Below are 18,432 nucleotides of genomic sequence, written 5' to 3' on the forward strand. Positions count from 1 at the left end.
TCCTTCGTCATGCCTGATTGGGTTCGGCATGACGAAGGACTGATGTCAGGAGACGGCGTCCATCCCCCGTTCCAGCAGCCGGTCGAGACCGGCGATTTCGGCGGCGGTCAAGGTAATGCCTTCGCTTTCCGATTTGGCGCGTGCAGTGAAGCGGCGGCCGGAGGGCAGGCGGGCACCCTGGCCGATAATGGCGTCGAACAGGATTTCCGCCCGCTGGAAAGGATCGCCCGGGCGGCCCTTGGCGAAGGCTTCCGGGGAAAAGGCGACGATCAGCTCGCCATGGAAGGGCGCAAGCGTTGTGGTGCCGAGATACTCCAGTACTTCAGGGCTGGTCAGGTCACCGATCATGATACCCGCGAGAAGCTCGATCATGGTGCCGATGGCCGAACCCTTGTGGCCGCCGAACGGAAGCATGGCGCCGGCAAGCGCAGCCTCCGGGTCGGTCGTCGGGTTTCCGTCGGCATCCACGGCCCAGCCTTCAGGCAAAGATTTGCCCGCGCGATGGTGCAGTTCTATCTCGCCGCGCGCCGCAACAGATGTCGCGAAATCAAAGACATAGGGTGAAGTGTTCTTACGGGGCCAACCGAAGGCGAAGGGGTTGGTGCCGAGCAGCGGCTTGGTTCCGCCAGTGGGGGCGACGGTGGAATAGCTTGGGCACATGACCAGACCCGCTAGACCGTTCGCTGTCAGCCCCTCGACTTCCGGCCAGAGCGCCGAGAAATGCGTACAGTCATTGATGACGAGCGCGGCGATGCCGGTGCGTTTCGCCCGCTCCACCAGAACAGGCAGGCCAAGCTCGAAAGCGGGGTTGGCAAAACCGCCATTGGCGCTGACTTTCACGATCGCTGTGCCGTCGTCTGCGGCCACCTCCGGCATCGCATCGGGCTTAACCTTGCCTGCCTTAACGGTGCGCAGGGCGCCTTCGATGCGGTAGATGCCGTGCGATTTGCAGGCGTCGCGCTCACCGGCAACAATAACCCGCGCAAGCGCTCCCGCCTGCACGGCATTGAGCCCCGCCTTGCGGAAAATAGCTTCGACCCGCTGAAAAAGCCCGTCGATGGTCAATGTGGTGTTGTCGCTCATCATAATCCTCCGATATTGGGCTCGCACATTTTGAATACATAAAGTATACAACGGTCATTCTATTGCAACTTGTCTTTTCGGCATTCTGCGTCCGGTGCCCATTCCTGCCACAAGCGCCGGGATGAGAGTAGGGCGGAACTGCCCAACCAGGGCGTCATTTTCACGTGCTCTTCGGTCCCGAATTGCAAGCTCGCTGCCGTAGCACTGTTCGCTGCTGCAAAAATTCTTTTTGTATACTCATTGTATTTTTATGTTGATTTATCGCCTCCATGGGGAAATAGTGACCTCGCCTTCAATGGCAGAGCAATTCTGGGAGCAAATCAACAATGAAAAAATCGGTCATCGTCGCCGGCCTGCTGGCCGCCACTTTCGCTATTACTCCGGCCAAGGCCGACAAGCTTGACGACATCATTTCGTCCGGTACGCTGCGCTGTGCGGTCGTGCTCGACTTCCCGCCCATGGGCGCGCGTGATGACGCCAACAACCCGATCGGCTTCGATGTCGATTATTGCAACGATCTCGCCAAGGCGCTCGGCGTCACGGCTGAAATCGTCGAGACACCTTTCCCGGAACGTATTCCGGCGCTGATGTCCGGCCGCGTCGATGTTGGCGTTGCCTCCACGTCCGATACGCTTGAGCGCGCCAAGACGGTTGGCATGACCGTGCCTTACTTCGCCTTCGAGATGGCAGTCACCGCCAACGACAAGTCCGGCGTCAAGTCCTTTGAGGACATGAAGGGCAAGACCGTCGGCGCGACTGCCGGTACGTTTGAAGCCATTGCGCTCGAAAAGACCGTCAAGGAATGGGGCGTAGGCGAGTTCCGTCCTTACCAGACGCAGGCCGATGTGTTCCTCGCGCTCAGCCAGGGCCAGATCGACGCCACCGTTTCGACCTCGACCGTTGCACAGGCCAACGTCAAGACCGGCAAATTTGCCGGTATCTCGGTGGTCGGCAAGGCACCTTATGACATCGATTATGTCGCTCTCTTCACCAACCGCGATGAATATGGCTTCATCAATTACCTGAACCTGTTCATCAACCAGCAGGTTCGCACCGGCCGTTACGCCGAACTTTACGGAAAATGGGTTGGCGGCGAAGTTCCTTCGCTCACCGTCAACGGCGTCTATCGCTGATCGGAACTTTTCCCAAACGGCGCGGTCGGATCGATCGCGCCGTTGATCGTTTCTGAAAAGGTGAGACGGTTATGTTCAATTATACATTCCACTGGAATCAGGCGCTGAAGGCTTTGCCGCAGTTGCTGGACGGTGCGCTGGTGACGCTGCAGATCGCGGTCCTGTCGATGGTGATCGGTCTTTCCTGCGCCATCGTGCTAACCCTGTTCCGGCTTTCCGGTAACCGGATATTGGGTGCCATTGCCGCCGTCTGGGTGGAAATCGCCCGCAACACGCCGGCGCTGTTCCAGATTTACATGGCCCATTTCGGCCTTGGCAATTTCGGCATTCATCTCAGCCCCTATACGGCACTTCTGGCCGGCATCGCCTTCAACAATGCGGGCTATCTTGCGGAGAACTTCCGTGGAGCGCTGAAGGCGATACCGGATACGCAAACGCGCTCCGGCCGTTCGCTCGGCATGACGTCGATGCAGACCTTCCGCCTCATCATCATGCCGCAGATGCTGCGCGTCGCCTTCCTGCCTGCCACCAACCAGATGGTCTGGGCAATCCTGATGACCTCGCTCGGTGTCACCGTCGGCATGAATACGGATCTTGCCGGTGTCACGCAGGCCTTGAACGCCCGTTCGTTCCGCACCTTCGAATTCTTCGCGCTTGCCGCGGTCATCTATTACGTGATCGCCAAGATCGTCACGCTTGCCGCCAGATTGCTGGCCGCTCGTCTGTTTCGTTACTGAGAGAGGTGCGCCATGTTTGAAACCGCTCTCACCTGGAGTGATCTTGCCTTCCTTGCCAAGGGCGCGGGGATGACGCTTGCCGTCACCGCCGTTGCCGTGACGGCTGGCACCCTCATGGGTATCATCTTCGGTGTCATCCGCTTCCAGCTCGGGGCCTATTGGTCGCTGCCGCTGACCTTCGTGCTGGATGTTTTCCGCTCCGTGCCGCTCCTCATCCAGCTGGTGCTTGGCAATGCCTTCCAGTCGATCGCCAAGCTCGGCTGGCCGCCATTTACCACCTCATGCGTGGTTCTGTCGCTTTATACGGCGGCCTACTGCACCGAGATCGTGCGTGGCGGCATCGAAGCGGTGCCGTCGAACACGCGCCGTGCCTGCCGTTCGCTCGGCATGACCTGGTCGCAGGACATGCGCTACATCGTGCTGCCGCTTGCAACTCGCGTGTCGTTGCCCGCCTGGATCGGCCTGACACTTGGCGTCATGAAGGATTCGGCGCTCGTGCTGTGGCTCGGACTTATCGAGCTTCTGCGTGCCTCGCAGATCCTCGTCACCCGCCTGCAGGAACCGCTGACCATTCTCATGATCTGCGGCGCCATCTATTTCCTTATCAGCTTCCCCATCGCCCGTTTCGGCGGGTATCTCGAAAGACGGTGGTCCCCCAATGATTGAGATCGAAAACGTCCGCAAATCCTTCGGCCCGCTGGAGGTTCTGAAAGGGATCAACCTGACGGTCAACAACGGCGAGGTCGTCACTATCATCGGTGGTTCCGGCTCCGGCAAGTCGACGCTGCTGACCTGCATCAACGGCCTGGAGCCGATCGATAGCGGCAAGATCGTCATCGACGGCACCGAGGTTCATGCCAAATCGACCGACCTCAACAAGCTGCGTCGCAAGGTCGGCATCGTCTTCCAGCAATGGAATGCCTTTCCGCATCTGACGGTGCTTGAAAACGTCATGCTGGCGCCGCGCAAGGTGCTTGGCATTTCGAAAGAGCAGGCCGAGGAAATCGCGGTCAAGCAACTGACCCATGTCGGTCTTGCCGAAAAGCTGAAGGTCTATCCGAACCGCATGTCTGGCGGTCAGCAGCAGCGTATGGCTATTGCCCGCGCTCTTGCCATGTCGCCGGAATATATGCTGTTCGACGAAGTCACCTCAGCGCTCGATCCGATGCTGGTGGGCGAAGTGCTCGATACGCTGAAAATGCTGGCCGACGAGGGCATGACGATGATCTGCGTCACCCATGAAATGGCCTTCGCCCGCGATGTGTCGAACCGTGTCGCCTTTTTCCATCAGGGCGTGATGGCGGAAATCGGCACGCCGGATCAGCTTTTCGGCGCGCCGCAGCACCCCGAGACGCAGAAATTCCTGTCGAGCGTGCGGTAATGCCTGCAAACAATGTCATCGTCATAGGGGCCGGCGTTGTCGGCCTCTCGGCAGCTATTGCCGCGCAGGGACGCGGCCTTTCGGTCACGGTTATCGATCGCGAAGGCCCGGCGGCCGGCGCTTCCGCCGGTAACGCCGGTGCCTTCGCCTTCACCGATATCCTGCCGCTCGCATCCCCCGGCATTCTCTGGAAAGCGCCGAAGTGGCTTCTCGACCCGCTCGGGCCTCTCAGCGTACCGCCTGCCTATGCGCTGAAAATTGCACCATGGATGTTCCGGTTCTGGCGCGCCTGTGCCGCCTCGAAGGTTGAACATTCCACCACTGCCCAGACGGCGCTGATGGACCTGTCGAAATCTGAACTTGAGCCGTTTCTCAGGAGAACCGACACGATTGCCATGCTGCGCAAGGAGGGCAATCTCCAGGTCTATGAAAGCGAAGCCGAATTCGAAGGCTCGCTTGCCGGCTGGAAGGCGCGCGAGCGTCATGGCATCGAGTTCCGGCACCTGAATGCCGAGCAGATGGCCGAGATACAGCCGGGCATCGCACCGCGTTTCACCTGCGGCACCTTCACGCCCGGCTGGCATTCCATCGCCGACCCAAAGCTCTATACGCTGGCTCTAGCCGAGCATTTCCGCAGCATCGGCGGTCGTATCGAACGTCTCGACATCGCAGCGCTCAGGCCGCTGGAAGACGGTGTGGAAGTGGTGAGCCATGACGGGCGCACCCGCAAGGCCGGCAAGGTGGTATTGGCGGCGGGCGCATTTTCGCATCGCATTGCCCGTTCGCTTGGGGAAAAAATTCCGCTCGAAACGGAACGGGGCTATAATACTACCCTGCCTTCAGGCGCCTTCGATCTGCGCACGCAGGTGACCTTCGGTGGCCATGGTTTCGTCGTGACGCGGCTTTCGACCGGCATTCGCGTCGGCGGTGCAGTGGAGCTGGGCGGGCTCGAGCTTCCGGCCAATTTCGCCCGCTCCGAGGCGCTTCTCGCCAAGGCGGCAAGTTTTCTGCCAGGCCTGAAAACCGAAGGCGGCAAACAATGGATGGGTTTTCGCCCGTCGCTGCCCGACAGCCTGCCCGCGATTGGTGCGGCGCGCCACACGGCGCGGGTGGTCTATGCCTTCGGCCACGGCCATCTGGGGCTGACGCAATCGGCCGGCACGGCCCGCATCGTCGCCGATCTACTGACGGGGCAAAAACCCGCCATCGATACAAGGGCATTTTCGCCACAACGTTTCTAGAGGATTTTGGCTTTTCTCCGAAACGCAAAAATTCTCTAGTTTTTTTACGCATTTTCCAGACGTAAAACCGCTACGCACTTTTACTGGAAATGCTTTTGGGGAGATTTTCGATGTCTTCTTCCGGTTCGACAACAGCCGTTCCTCAGGCGCGCAGCATCCTGCCGGGCGCGGCTGAAGGCGTGGTGATCGCCACGACAGAGGCGCTGAGTTTCTGGGGCGGTGTCGATCCCGCCACAGGCAAGGTGATTGACGTGCACCACCCGCTGCACGGCGTCTGTCTCACCGGCGGTGTGCTGTTCATGCCGTCAAGCCGTGGCTCCTGCACCGGTTCTGGCGTTTTGCTCGATCTCATCCTGACTGGCCGCGCACCCTCAGCGCTTGTCTTCTGCGAGGCCGAAGACGTGCTGACGCTCGGCGCGCTGATCGCTGCGGAAATGTTCGGCAAGCCTTTGCCGGTTCTGCGCCTGGACGCGGAGAATTTCGCGCGGTTCTCTCAAGCCTCTCATGTGCGTATCGATGAAAATACCATTGAGGCTGATGACGTTTCCCTCGCGATCGCGCCGCCTGCGACGACGCATCTCGATCTCAAGAATGACGACAGGGCAATGCTCGAGGGCCGCGATGGCATCGCCGTGCAGCAGGCAATGCGCATCATTGTCGCCATGGCCGCCCAGCAGGGGGCATCAGCGCTCGTCGATGTCACGCAGGGTCATATTGACGGCTGCATTTATGCCAGCCCCGCCAATCTCACCTTTGCGGAGAAGATGGCGGAGATGGGCGCAAGCGTGCGCGTGCCGACGACTATGAACGCCATCTCGGTGGACAAGGCGCATTGGCGCGCGCAGGGCGTGCCGGAGGATTTCGGCGATCCCGCCGCAAGGCTGGCGGATGCCTATGTACGCATGGGTTGTCGCCCCACCTTCACCTGTTCGCCATATCTGCTCGACAGCGCGCCGCAGGCCGGCGACATGATCGCCTGGGCCGAATCGAATGCCGTGATTTTCGCAAATACGGTTCTCGGCGCACGCACGGCTAAACATCCGGATTTTCTCGATCTCTGCATTGCCTTGACGGGCAGGGCGCCATTGTCCGGCGTCTATCTTGAGGAAAACCGCCGACCGCAACGCATTGTCGATGTCGCTTTGCCTGAGGATATCAATGACGCCTTCTGGCCGCTCATCGGTTATCTCGCTGGCAAGGCAGCCCCCGATTGCATTCCGCTTCTGCGCGGTCTTGGTGCAGCAAAGCCTTCGCGGGATGATCTGAAGGCGCTCTGCGCCGCTTTCGGCACCACGTCTGCGGCTCCCATGCTGCATATCGGTGGCGTCACCCCGGAAGCGAGACTGGAGCCGGTCGAAACGGCGGAAACCGTCACAGTTTCGCTTGCTGATATGGCCGCAGGCTGGTCGCTTCTGAATGAAGGACCAGAGGATGTGCAACTGGTTGCCATCGGCAGCCCGCATGCCTCGCTGGAGGAATGCCGCGCGCTGGCGTCCGCCTTCAACGGACGCAGGCGTCATGCAAATGTTGCCGTCATCGTCACTGCCGGACAGCAGGTCATCGACGCAGCAGAACGGGACGGCACCCTGCAAAGCCTGCATGACAGTGGCGTCCAGGTACTGCCTGATCTGTGCTGGTGCTCGATTTCCGAACCGGTCTTTCCGACCAGGACGCGCGCGCTGATGACCAATTCGGGCAAGTACGCCCACTACGGTCCTGGCCTCAGCGGCCGCGCGGTGCGTTTCGGCAGCCTTGCCGACTGTGTTGAAAGCGCACTGACCGGCCGTGCTATTTCCCGCCTTCCATCCTGGCTTTCCTGAGGAGCACTAAATGCGCAGTATCAAGACAGTTCACGTCATCTCCGCCCATGCGGAAGGCGAGGTGGGTGATGTGATCGTAGGCGGCGTCAGGCCGCCGCCCGGCGAGACGATCTGGGAACAGAGCCGTTTCATCGCCCGCGATGAGACCCTGCGCAATTTCGTGCTCAACGAGCCGCGCGGTGGCGTGTTCCGCCACGTCAATCTTCTGGTGCCGCCAAAACATCCTGACGCGGATGCCGCCTTCATTATCATGGAGCCGGAAGATACCCCGCCCATGTCGGGCTCCAACTCCATCTGCGTTTCCACCGTGCTTCTGGATGGCGGTATCGTGCCAATGCAGGAGCCGGAAACCCATATGCTGCTTGAAGCGCCGGGCGGGCTTGTGAAGGTGCGTGCCGAATGCCGCAATGGCAAGGCCGAACGCATTTTCGTGCAGAACCTGCCGAGCTTTGCCGCGAAGCTCGATGTAGAACTCGAGGTCGAGGGTCTCGGTACGTTGAAGGTGGATACGGCCTATGGCGGCGACAGTTTCGTCATCGTCGACGCCGAGGCGATGGGCTTCAGCCTGAAGCCGAATGAAGCGCACGAGATTGCCCGTCTCGGCGTGCGCATCACCAATGCCGCCAACAAGGCTCTGGGTTTCGAGCATCCCGAAAACCCCGATTGGCGTCATTTTTCCTTCTGCCTGTTTGCGGGCAAGGTGGAGCGCACGGTTGAGGGCCTGCGGGCAGGTGCCGCCGTCGCCATCCAGCCTGGCAAGGTGGATCGCTCACCGACCGGTACGGCGCTTTCGGCCCGCATGGCGGTGCTGCATGCACGCGGTGAGATGAAAGAAGGCCAGACGCTGACGGCCGTGTCGCTCATCGGCTCCACCTTTACCGGTCGCATTCTGGGAACGACAACGGTGGGCGACCGCCCGGCCATCCTGCCGGAAATTTCCGGCCGCGGCTGGATCACCGGCATTCACCAGCACATGCTCGATCCTTCCGATCCATGGCCGGAAGGATATCGTCTGACGGACACTTGGGGCGCTCGATAAGGACGATACACCGTACTTACCTCATCCCTGTGACCAGCACAGGGATGAGGGAGGAAACTCCTCACCCGCCCACCCGCTTCGTTGTCTCCCTGACGATCAACTCGAACCCGACATCCACCCGCGCACCTTCGGGAACGGCAGCGCCTTTATCCGCTTCCAATATGGAAAGCAGCAATTCGCCCGCTTTTCGGCCGATCATCTGGGCGTCTACACGGATCGTTGAAATCGCTGGATAACATTGCCGGCCGATGTCGAAATCGCCGAAGCCGAGGATGGAAATCTTTTCGGGCACATGAATGCCGCGACGATGACACTCCATCAGTGCGCCGACGGCGGAAATATCGGAGACCGCGAAAATACCTTCGACATCCGGCGCCTTCGCCAGCAATGAGCCGAGCGTTTTGGCCCCATGGTCGTAGGAGACTGGGGCGCTGCCCTCGCGGATGATGAGGTCGTCGGCAATCCCGGCTTCGCGAAGTGCAGCACCAAAACCGAGCAGACGGCTTTCGCCGCGCCAGTCCTTTACATCGCCATCCGCACGCGATCCCAGTGCGCCAATTCTCTTAAATCCAAGCGATATTAAATATTTGGCGGCGTTTCTTCCCACTTCATAGTTGGAAAAGCCGACCGCGTGGTCGATGGGATGTTCGGGAACGTCCCAGATTTCGACAATCGGGATGCCGGCGCGCATCAAAACTTCGCTCGCCATCTTGGTATGCACCGTTCCGGCAACGACTATGGCGTCGGGCCGGCGCTCCATCATGGTGCGGATGACGCGCTCCTCCTCCTGGAGATCGTACATGGTATAGCCGATCAGCAGTTGATAGTCGGCGGAGCGCAGAGCATTGGCGAGCCCCTGTGCGCTGTCGGCGAAGTTGGAGTTGGTGAGCGTCGGCAAGATGGCTGTGATGAAATTGGTGCGCCGGGAAGACAGCGAACCGGCGATTCTATCTGGAACATAGCCCAGCTTCTCGATGGCCTTCATCACCTTCTGGCGCGTGTCCTCAGACACCAGCGCCGGATCGGCCAGCACCCGCGAAACGGTCATCTTGGAGACGCCCGCGAGTTTCGAGACGTCGCTCATGGTTGCTTTTTTTGACGTGACTAACGCTGCGGCCAAGGGCGTGCGCTCCACCAAAGCATGTCTCCCTGAATTAGAACCGGTTCAGGACAAGACATACACGAAGATATCAAGGGAAAGCACGCCGCATGATTGCAGATCGGTGCGGCGTGCACCGGATTTATGCGATGCGACGGTAGACGAGGTGATAGAAACGCCCGTCGCACATGCTCATCATCTCGTCCGTCAGCACCCGGCCTTCCAGTCTGACCGGCGAAACCAGCGCTTCTTCCACAGCCTCAATCGACGGATAGTCGATTTCCTGCACCATAATGATGGCCGCCGCGTCCGGGTCCGTACGCTCGGTGCGCATGACGCGCACGGCCTGCGCGTTCGGCATGCGTTTCCAGACCGGCAGAAGCTTTTCCTCGACAATGCGGAAAAACTCCTCCTCCCGACCGGCGTGGATCTTGCCTTCAAAAATTGCCGAGCGTGTATACATGGTTCCCTCCCGAATGAATGCCCGATGCAACAGTTCTGTAGATCGGACTTGCAATGATACCGATAACATGCATTATTGATCCTGCCAAGAACGCGAAATGGTGTCGACCAGAGGAAAATCGATAACCAGCCAGAATCATTGAATTTCATAAGGAATTCTAACAGTTTTGGATCTTCGCGTATTCTTGGGAGGAGTTTTTTGCAAATCGGGTTGAAATGTTATCGAGAACATTTTTCGGTTTGCGCAAAGGCCGCTGTTCCCGTGCGGACGGCAAATAAAGGGTTGGAGGAGAAACCATGAGCATTTCCAGATTCTTGAAGAACATGACCGTCGCAGTCGGTGTTGCCGCAGCAACGCTAGCCGCCACCACCTCGGCCCATGCCGTCTCGCTCAGCGAGATCACCGCGCGCGGCAAGGTCAAGATCGGCGTTCTCACCGGCGCGCCGCCGATGGGTATGGTGGACGAGAAGGGCAATCCTTCCGGTTACGACGTTGATGTCGCCAATCTGATCGGCTCTTACCTGTCGCTGCCGGTCGAACTGGTGCCGCTGACGCCGCCGGCCCGTATTCCGGCGCTCCAGACCGGCAAGGTCGATTTCCTTGTCGCGACGCTCGCCCCGACCGGTGAACGCGCCAAGACCGTCATGTTCACGCAGCCCTACAGCGCCTTCAACATGGACATCATCTCCGGCAAGGACCAGAAATTCGAAAATCTCGACAGCCTCAAGGGCAAGCGTGTTTCGGTCAATCGCGGTTCCTCGCAGGAAACCGCGCTGCGCAAGGCCAATGTCGAAGGTCTCGAAATCGTCGTCTACGAAGACGATTCCACCAGCGCCCAAGCTCTGCTTGCCGGTCAGGTGGATGCCGTCGCCCTGCCGTCTACTGTTGGTGAGGCGATCATCAAGCAGCGTCCGGAAGCCGGTCTGCAGGTCGGGTTCACCTTCTTCCAGCAGGGCAATTCCATGGCGACGAAGATTGAGGATTTCGAGCTGCGTCAGTGGCTGAACACCTCCATCTATCTCATGAAGATGTCGGGCGATCTCGACCGCATCTCGGTGAAGTGGACCGGCCGTCCGCTGCCGCAACTGCCTAGCTTCTGATTGAGCCATTCAACGCGCCCGCCGGGAGAAATTCCGGCGGGCCGGGAAATGTCCACGGAGTGACGCATGTCCTATACATTTCAATTCGGCGCACTTGCCCAATATCAGAACGAATTGTTGAGCGGCATATGGCTGACGATCAAGCTATCGGTCCTCTCCATCGTGCTCGGTTGCGCGTTCGGCATTCTTTTAGCCTCGCTGCGTTCCATCAATGGCGGCATCGTCCGCATCATCGTGGACGGCTATGTCGAGGTGATCCGTAACACGCCATTTCTGGTGCAGCTTTTCATCGTCTATTTCGGTCTGCCGGGGCTCGGCTTTCGCGTTGGAGCCGATACGGCAGCTCTGATCGGCATGACGATCAATCTTGCCGCCTACTCCACGGAAATCATCCGCGCCGGCATCGAGGCGGTCCACAAGTCGCAGATCGAGGCGGGCGAGGCTCTGGGCTTCACCAAATATCAGATCTATCGTCACGTCATCATCGTGCCTGCCATCGCCAAGGTCTATCCTTCGCTGTGCTCCCAGTTCGTGCTGATGATGCTGGCATCGAGCATATGTTCGGCCATCTCCACCCATGAGCTTGCGGCCGCCGCTGCCTTCGTGGAATCGCAGACCTATCGCTCCTTCGAGGTCTATATCGTCGTCACGCTCATCTATCTTGCGCTGGCGCTCAGCCTGCGGCTCATCCTTGCCCTTGTCGGCATGTGGCTGTTCGGCCGCCGCGTGGCGCGCAAGACGATGACCGCCTTGCCGGAGGTGCAGTCATGACACTCAGAACTTTCGGCTGGAACGAGTTCGGCTTCCTGCTCACCGCCCTGCAATGGACCGTGCTTCTGACGATCATTGCGCTCATAGGCGGCGGCCTCGTCGGTTTCTTCGTGGCGCTGGCCCGCACCTCGGATCTGAAGGCGCTGCGTATCGCTGCCGGCACCTATATCCAGGTCATCCAGGGTATTCCGGTGCTGATGATCCTGTTCCTGTCCTATTACGGCCTAAGCCTTGCCGGACTTGAACTGCCACCACTGATTGCCGCCGGCGCATCGATGACGATCTATACGTCGGGTTATCTCGCCGAAATCTGGCGCGGCTGCATCCAGGCGGTGCCGAAGCAGCAATGGGAAGCGTCCGAGTCGCTGGCTCTCACCCGTGCCCAGCAATATCGCTACGTCATCCTGCCGCAGGCGATCCGCATTTCCCTGCCGCCGACCGTCGGTTTTGCCGTTCAGGTCGTCAAGAATACGTCCATCGCATCGATCATCGGTTTCGTCGAACTGGCGAGAGCGGGGCAGCTTATCAACAATGCCACGTTCCAGCCGTTCCGCGTCTTCGTCGCGGTGGCCGTGCTTTATTTCATCGTCTGCTACCCGTTGTCCCAGCTGTCTCGTTGGCTGGAAAGGAGGCTTCATGCCGGAAGTAATCGTTGAAAACGTTCACAAGAGCTTTGGCGCTCTGGAAGTCCTCAAAGGCGTGTCGCTGACGGTCGGCCGTGGTGAAGTTTTCGCCCTCATCGGCCGCTCCGGCTCGGGCAAGAGCACGCTGCTGCGCTGCATGAACGGGTTGGAGAAGATCAATTCGGGCCGCATCGAAATCGCCGGCCATGCGCTGGGCGGAGATGCCACTGCGCTGCGCAAGCTGCGCACCGATGTCGGTATCGTGTTCCAGAGCTACAATCTTTTCCCGCATCTGACGGTCGGCGAAAACATCATGCTCGCTCCGCGCATCGTCAAGGACGTGGCAAAGTCGGAAACGAAGGAAATTGCCCGCGAGGTTCTGCAACTCGTCGGCCTGTCGGAGAAATTCGATTCCTATCCCGACCAGCTTTCCGGCGGCCAGCAGCAGCGCGTGGCGATTGCCCGTTCGCTTGCCATGCGGCCGAAGGTGATGCTGTTCGACGAGGTGACCTCTGCACTCGATCCCGAACTGACGGAGGAAGTGCTGACGGTCATGGAAAACCTCGCCAAGGGTGGCATGACCATGATCCTTGTTACCCATGAAATGGCCTTTGCACGCCGTGTGGCGACCGAAACCATCTTCATGCACAAGGGTAAGATCTGGGAACAGGGCCGCTCGGCAGAACTCTTCGCCAATCCGCAAACACCGGAACTCCGGCAATTCGTCAAGGCCGATGTGAAATAGCGCCTGATCCACAAGGACATATCCATGACTACTGAAATCGTACAACTGTGCCCGCTGATCCCGGCACTGGAACAAGAACTCGCGCAGCGCTTCACTGTTCATCGCCTGTTTGAGGCGGCAGACAAGGTGGCATTCCTTTCTGAAAAGGGTGCTGCAATCCGCGGCGTCGTCACCGGTGGCCATATCGGCCTGCCGGCGGATATCGGCGCCGCACTCCCCAATCTCGAGATCGTCGCCATCAACGGCGTCGGTTTCGACAAGGTGGATTTGGCGGAAGCCAAGCGACGCGGTTTCCGCGTTTCCAACACACCGGATGTTCTGACGGCGGATGTCGCTGACCTCGCGCTCGGTCTTGTTCTGGCGCAAGCGCGCAAGCTGCCGCAGGCTGACCAGCATGTGCGCACGGGGCAGTGGCTGAAGGGTGATATGGGCCTTTCCACCCGTGTGGCCGGCCGCCGCTACGGCATTTTTGGCCTTGGCCGCATCGGTCAGGCTATCGCCAAAAGGCTGGAAGGCTTTGATGCGCGCATTTCCTACACCGCCAGAAACCGTCGCGACGTTCCCTATGATTATCACGACAGCATCGAGGCTCTGGCCGCCAATTGCGACGTGCTGATCATCGCCGCCGCCGCCACCGCCGAAACGCGCCATATCGTCAACGCGGATGTGCTGAAGGCTCTCGGTCCCCAGGGTGTGCTCGTCAACGTGGCGCGTGGTTCGCTTGTGGATGAAAAGGCACTGGTCGAGGCGCTTTCGAGTGGCACGATCGGTGGCGCAGCGCTTGACGTCTTTGAGGATGAGCCACGTGTGCCGGAGGCGCTTTTCGCCTTCGAAAACGTCACGCTCGCGCCGCATGTCGGCAGCGGCACGCACCAGACCCGGCGCGCCATGGCCGATCTGGTTCTCGCCAATCTCGACGCGCATTTTGCCGGTAAAGAGCTCCCCACACCTGTCGTGTGATGGATAAGCAATTGACGGTTGCAGTCAAACGCTGCAGCCGTTGCAGCTCATGAGCTTGACTACGAAGTCCTGCAGCTCACGGTTCAGTGCTATGAAGTATTGAATGGGAAAAGCTTGTTTCACGGCGCAGATGCGCCGTGGCTCAATGCCAGCTCAAGGCTGGCATGTTGCAGGAGAGGTTTTGCCTTTGCCGACAATCTGATCGCGCGGTATTTGTCGCGCCATTTCGCTTCAATCCCCCGCCGCCGTTCATATTTATATAATATGTATAATCCTACTATTCTGCTTCCTTATACAGTAACGAGGCGGATAGTTGCGTTCCAAAGGCCAGAAGTCACGCTTGCAGAACCGGCCGCCGCGGACGAAGTCCGATGCGCCGCCATCCGACCGGCATGCGCTGCTTGAAGCGATGATCGATCATGTGCCGGATTTCATCTACGCCAAGGACCTGGAAGGCCGCTTTCTCTTCGCCAACCGTGCCATCGTCACCGAAAACGGCTTCGACACAGTCGAGGAACTGATCGGTCTCACCGATTACGATATTAACGGCGATGCGGCGCAGCGTGCCGGCATTCCAGAGACCGAGGCGCGGGTGATGCGCACGGGAGAGCCGGATCTCGGTTTTGAGGAACGCGCAATGCGCGGCGATATCGACCGCTGGCTGATGATGTCGCGCGTGCCGCTTAAGGACAAGAACGGCGCGATCATCGGTGTGGTTGGTGCATCCAGGGATATTACCCAGAAGAAAGCCTCGGAGCGACTGCTTCAGGCGCAGGCGCATATTCTCGAAATGATTGTTGGGGCGGCGCGTATCGAGGATTTTCTCGAAGAATTCGTGAAAGCCATCGAAAACCTCGCTACGGGTCTTGCCTGCGCTGTTCGCGTATTCGATGCCGCGGCCGGCGAACCCTCGGTCTATGCCTCACCGGCGCTTTCACAGCATGCGGGGGTGACAGCACTCATCTCCAGCGTCAGCGATCCCGAAAGCCTGACCTATCCCGCCGGTAATGTGGCCTTCAGTTTCGATATTCCCGCCAGCGAAGGCAATGCGCACGGTTTCGTCTGGTGCATGTTGGCGGGCCGCAAACCGGATGCGGGGCTTCTGGAGTTCATCGCCGCCGCCGCGCGCATGGCGGGTCTTGCGATCGATCGCAAACGGGCGGCGGAACATATCGCGTTTCTTGCCGATCACGACATGCTGACACGGCTGCCCAATCGCCGCTTTCTGGATACGAGATTGCCGGAGATACTGGCAGCATCGGCAAAAGCGAAGCGGCATGTCGGCATCGGCTTTCTTGATCTCGATAATTTCAAGCAGATCAACGATACGCTCGGCCACAGCGTTGGCGATGCTTTGTTGTCCAAAACGGCTGAGCGCATCTCGCGCAGTCTCGGTCGAAACGATCTGGTGCTACGGGTGGGTGGGGATGAGTTCGTCATCATTCTGCATAAGCAGAAGGACGATTTCGAAAGCCGCCTGCAACATATCCGGGCTGCGGTCTCGCAGCCGCTGCGCCTCGGCAACTACGATATCAAGGTCACATGCAGCATTGGCATGGCATTTTTCCCGGAGCACGGGGAAACCACGGCGGAAATTGTCGCTGCGGCCGATCTTGCGATGTATGAGGCCAAGCATAGCGGGCGAGATGGCATTGCAACCTTCACGCCGCGCATGGCGGATGATCTGAGGAAGAAGTTCACCCGTATCGAGGAATTGCGCAAGGCGGTGGAAAGGGACGAGTTCGTTCTACACTATCAGCCGCAGGTCGACCTTCTGACCGGTCGCATCAGCGGCGTGGAGGCGCTGGTGCGCTGGCAGCACCCGGCGGAAGGTCTGCTCGGCCCCGCGGAATTCATCGGCCTTGCGGAAGAAACCGGCCTGATCGTGGAACTTGGGGAAAGCGTTCTGAAGAAAGCCTGCCTTCAGGCGCAGGCATGGTGCAATGCCGGGCTGCCGCCCGTCAAAATGGCGGTTAATATTTCACCCAGGCAATTTCAGGGCGGCCTTGTGGAGCAGATCAGGTCTGCGCTCACGCAATCCGGCCTTGCACCGTCTCTGTTGGAAATTGAGATCACCGAAACCCTCATCATTCAGGATGTGGAAACATCCGTGCGGATCATGCGCGTCATCAAGGAGATGGGCGTCAGCCTGGCACTGGATGATTTCGGCATCGGTTATTCCTGTCTCGGCATGCTCAAGACCTTCCCCCTGTCGTGCATGAAGATAGATCGGTCGTTCCTCACCCATCTGCCGGAAAAAACCAAGGACAGCGCCATCGTCTCCATCATGATCCAGCTTGCGGGGTCTCTGGGCATCGATGTCATTGCCGAAGGCGTCGAGACCTGCGAGCAGGCAGCGTTTCTGCGCGCTGCCGGTTGCCCCTATGGGCAGGGTTATTACTTCAGCCGCCCGGTGCAGGCGGATGCGATCGAGGCAATGTTGGGGACTATGATGACTTTCCCCGCTGGTCTATCGAACGACATGCAATAATTCCCACCTCGGTGGCCTGCCTCTAACCGGATTCGCCGGGCGCGAATTGGCGGAAGGCACGTTGCGCTGTCTTTGCCGCATGGTGGCGTCGGGAGGGAGTGCGGCTATATCACCCTTCTTGCGACCCCACGCGGCATTAAAAGCCCGCATCCCCTCATCTTCATCCATGAAACTTGATGCCTTTCCCAAGCGATTGCGGGATTGGCCGCAGGTTTGTTCTAGTATTATAATTCAAAAATATTAGAAATAATTTGCGCTATAGCTAAGTAATAAATATCGAAATCACCAAATAAAACATTTATATATTATATATTAAACTATTAATTTGTTGTAATTTTACTACGTGATTTGAATGTATTCTATAAGTGTATTTGTATTCTTTAGATTTGAATTGCGAGTCTCCCGTAATTTCTGCCATTTGCTGAATCAGCGCAGAGAAGCGGGCGGCAGGGAAAAGACCAGCCCTCGGTTTTGCGCATTCGTTGAAAAATTTTTTGACTGGAGATTAAAAATGAACATCAAGAGCCTCCTCATCGGCTCCGCTGCCGCTCTCGCAGCAGTATCCGGCGCACAGGCCGCTGACGCTATCGTCGCTGCCGAACCCGAGCCCATGGAATATGTTCGCGTCTGCGACGCCTTCGGCACCGGCTTCTTCTACATCCCCGGCACCGAAACTTGCCTGAAGTTCGACGGTTATGTCCGTTTTCAGACCGACTTTGGTCGCGACAAGTCCGGTCGATCTGATTGGGACACCTTCACGCGCGCCCAGTTCAATATTGATACTCGCACCGACACCGAACTCGGCGCTTTGCGTGGATATATTGGTTTCCAAGGTAACGCCGATAGGGGCGCTAACTCGGTCTCGTCGACTGATGGTTCGTCAGTTTTCGTAGATCAAGCGTTCATTGAGCTTGCTGGTATCAAAGTCGGTAAGTTCACTAGTTGGTGGGATGACGGTCTTTCTGGTGAGACAGACGTGCTCTCCACAAATGCGAAATTTAATTCCGCTCGTTACATATATGATGCAGGCTCTTTCTGGGCCGGCGTCTCCGGAGATGAACTGGAAGGTACAAGAACCCAGTTCGGCCGTCTCACAGGAGGAACGGTAACAAGCGGGATAACCGGTAAGGTCTACAGTGTAAGAGCGAGGGAGAGCGACAATAACTTCGGTATTGCTGGAGGTCTGGGCGCGAAATTTGGAGCCGCGACGCTTCAACTCATAGGCGGCTACGATACCAAACTCGAAGAAGGTGCTCTTCGTCTGATCGCAACTGCTGATATCGGTCCTGGTAAACTGGGTCTTGCAGGCGTTTGGGCTTCCGGCGCGAATGCATACTACGCTGAGTCTGAATGGGCAGTAGCGGCGGAATATGCTATTGCAGCCTCTGAGAAACTTACAATTACGCCAAGCATTCAATATTCCGGCAACATGGCCAGAACGGGCACCGCTCTGACAGGTTATAGCACAGACGTGTCGGGTGGCGATTTGACTGAGTCCTACAAGGTTACGAATTCGTGGGGCAATGTTGACGAGTGGCGCGCTGGCGTGACTGTAGACTACAAGATCACGGACGGCTTCTCTGCGAAGGTGGGAGCAACTTATGTTGACCGCGATTTCGTCGCCGAACAATGGACAGGTCTCGTTCGACTTCAGCGCGGCTTCTAATAAATCAAAAAAAGCCTAAACCGGGTTAGATAACTCAGATCCACCCCGCTCTCGAGCGGGTGAGTGACTAAATCCAGTCA

At 58.6% G+C, this 18,432-nt stretch carries 17 protein-coding genes; 14 read left to right on the plus strand and 3 right to left on the minus strand.

Features of this window, described 5'->3' with window-relative positions; genetic code table 11:
* Window positions 1–45: 45 nt before the first annotated feature.
* The gene (locus tag G6L97_RS22355) at window positions 46–1,083 is read right to left on the minus strand and encodes an Ldh family oxidoreductase (protein ID WP_174003816.1); all 1,038 of its coding nucleotides are present in this window, start codon (window positions 1,081–1,083) and stop codon (window positions 46–48) included.
* Between the two features lie 326 nt (window positions 1,084–1,409).
* Here G6L97_RS22355 and G6L97_RS22360 point away from each other — a divergent pair, with 326 nt between their 5' ends.
* The 7 genes from G6L97_RS22360 to G6L97_RS22390 all read left to right on the plus strand — a co-directional run bounded on the left by G6L97_RS22360 (window position 1,410) and on the right by G6L97_RS22390 (window position 8,434).
* Entirely contained in the window at window positions 1,410–2,216 is an 807-nt protein-coding gene (locus G6L97_RS22360) for an ABC transporter substrate-binding protein (RefSeq protein WP_013761084.1), read from the plus strand.
* Window positions 2,217–2,287: 71 nt separating this feature from the next.
* Window positions 2,288–2,953 carry an amino acid ABC transporter permease gene (locus G6L97_RS22365; RefSeq protein WP_111809841.1) on the plus strand — a complete coding sequence of 222 codons (666 nt, stop codon included), beginning with the start codon at window positions 2,288–2,290 and terminating at the stop codon, window positions 2,951–2,953.
* Window positions 2,954–2,965: 12 nt separating this feature from the next.
* Window positions 2,966–3,619: an amino acid ABC transporter permease gene (locus G6L97_RS22370; protein WP_004431304.1), complete on the plus strand. Its 654-nt coding sequence runs from the start codon at window positions 2,966–2,968 to the stop codon at window positions 3,617–3,619.
* Complete coding sequence (locus G6L97_RS22375) at window positions 3,612–4,334, plus strand: amino acid ABC transporter ATP-binding protein (RefSeq protein ID WP_004431309.1); 723 nt, start codon at window positions 3,612–3,614, stop codon at window positions 4,332–4,334. The genes G6L97_RS22370 and G6L97_RS22375 overlap by 8 nt, the downstream gene beginning before the upstream one ends.
* Window positions 4,334–5,575, plus strand: a complete 1,242-nt coding sequence (locus G6L97_RS22380) for an NAD(P)/FAD-dependent oxidoreductase (protein ID WP_174003818.1) — start codon at window positions 4,334–4,336, stop codon at window positions 5,573–5,575. Before G6L97_RS22375 ends, G6L97_RS22380 begins: the two co-directional genes overlap by 1 nt.
* 110 nt (window positions 5,576–5,685) lie before the next feature.
* Entirely contained in the window at window positions 5,686–7,395 is a 1,710-nt protein-coding gene (gene lhpI, locus G6L97_RS22385) for a cis-3-hydroxy-L-proline dehydratase (RefSeq protein ID WP_035200406.1), read from the plus strand.
* A gap of 10 nt (window positions 7,396–7,405) precedes the next feature.
* On the plus strand, window positions 7,406–8,434 hold the full coding sequence (locus tag G6L97_RS22390; protein ID WP_035200407.1) for a trans-3-hydroxy-L-proline dehydratase: 1,029 nt from the start codon (window positions 7,406–7,408) through the stop codon (window positions 8,432–8,434).
* Between the two features lie 61 nt (window positions 8,435–8,495).
* Here the strand turns inward: G6L97_RS22390 and G6L97_RS22395 are convergent, their stop codons facing one another.
* Both G6L97_RS22395 and G6L97_RS22400 read right to left on the minus strand, forming a co-directional pair.
* Window positions 8,496–9,518 (minus strand): LacI family DNA-binding transcriptional regulator, encoded by a 1,023-nt coding sequence (locus G6L97_RS22395; protein WP_174003820.1) that lies wholly within the window; start codon window positions 9,516–9,518, stop codon window positions 8,496–8,498.
* A gap of 157 nt (window positions 9,519–9,675) precedes the next feature.
* Window positions 9,676–9,996: a hypothetical protein gene (locus tag G6L97_RS22400; RefSeq protein WP_004431319.1), complete on the minus strand. Its 321-nt coding sequence runs from the start codon at window positions 9,994–9,996 to the stop codon at window positions 9,676–9,678.
* A gap of 296 nt (window positions 9,997–10,292) precedes the next feature.
* Here G6L97_RS22400 and G6L97_RS22405 point away from each other — a divergent pair, with 296 nt between their 5' ends.
* The 7 genes from G6L97_RS22405 to G6L97_RS22435 all read left to right on the plus strand — a co-directional run bounded on the left by G6L97_RS22405 (window position 10,293) and on the right by G6L97_RS22435 (window position 18,352).
* Window positions 10,293–11,096 (plus strand): transporter substrate-binding domain-containing protein, encoded by an 804-nt coding sequence (locus tag G6L97_RS22405; RefSeq protein ID WP_004431321.1) that lies wholly within the window; start codon window positions 10,293–10,295, stop codon window positions 11,094–11,096.
* A 66-nt stretch (window positions 11,097–11,162) separates the two neighbouring features.
* Entirely contained in the window at window positions 11,163–11,867 is a 705-nt protein-coding gene (locus G6L97_RS22410) for an amino acid ABC transporter permease (RefSeq protein ID WP_004431329.1), read from the plus strand.
* Window positions 11,864–12,523 carry an amino acid ABC transporter permease gene (locus tag G6L97_RS22415; protein WP_003505666.1) on the plus strand — a complete coding sequence of 220 codons (660 nt, stop codon included), beginning with the start codon at window positions 11,864–11,866 and terminating at the stop codon, window positions 12,521–12,523. The genes G6L97_RS22410 and G6L97_RS22415 overlap by 4 nt, the downstream gene beginning before the upstream one ends.
* Window positions 12,504–13,235, plus strand: coding sequence for an amino acid ABC transporter ATP-binding protein (locus G6L97_RS22420; protein WP_111801915.1), 732 nt, complete (start codon window positions 12,504–12,506; stop codon window positions 13,233–13,235). Before G6L97_RS22415 ends, G6L97_RS22420 begins: the two co-directional genes overlap by 20 nt.
* A 24-nt stretch (window positions 13,236–13,259) precedes the next feature.
* On the plus strand, window positions 13,260–14,195 hold the full coding sequence (locus G6L97_RS22425; RefSeq protein ID WP_111799987.1) for a 2-hydroxyacid dehydrogenase: 936 nt from the start codon (window positions 13,260–13,262) through the stop codon (window positions 14,193–14,195).
* Between the two features lie 340 nt (window positions 14,196–14,535).
* Window positions 14,536–16,686, plus strand: a complete 2,151-nt coding sequence (locus tag G6L97_RS22430; RefSeq protein WP_174003877.1) for a putative bifunctional diguanylate cyclase/phosphodiesterase — start codon at window positions 14,536–14,538, stop codon at window positions 16,684–16,686.
* A 511-nt stretch (window positions 16,687–17,197) separates the two neighbouring features.
* A complete protein-coding gene (locus tag G6L97_RS22435) occupies window positions 17,198–18,352 on the plus strand; it encodes a porin (protein ID WP_174003822.1) in 1,155 nt (384 codons plus the stop codon).
* Window positions 18,353–18,432: the final 80 nt, after the last annotated feature.

Origin of the sequence: Agrobacterium tumefaciens (assembly GCF_013318015.2) — a bacterium.
Lineage (GTDB): Bacteria > Pseudomonadota > Alphaproteobacteria > Rhizobiales > Rhizobiaceae > Agrobacterium > Agrobacterium tumefaciens.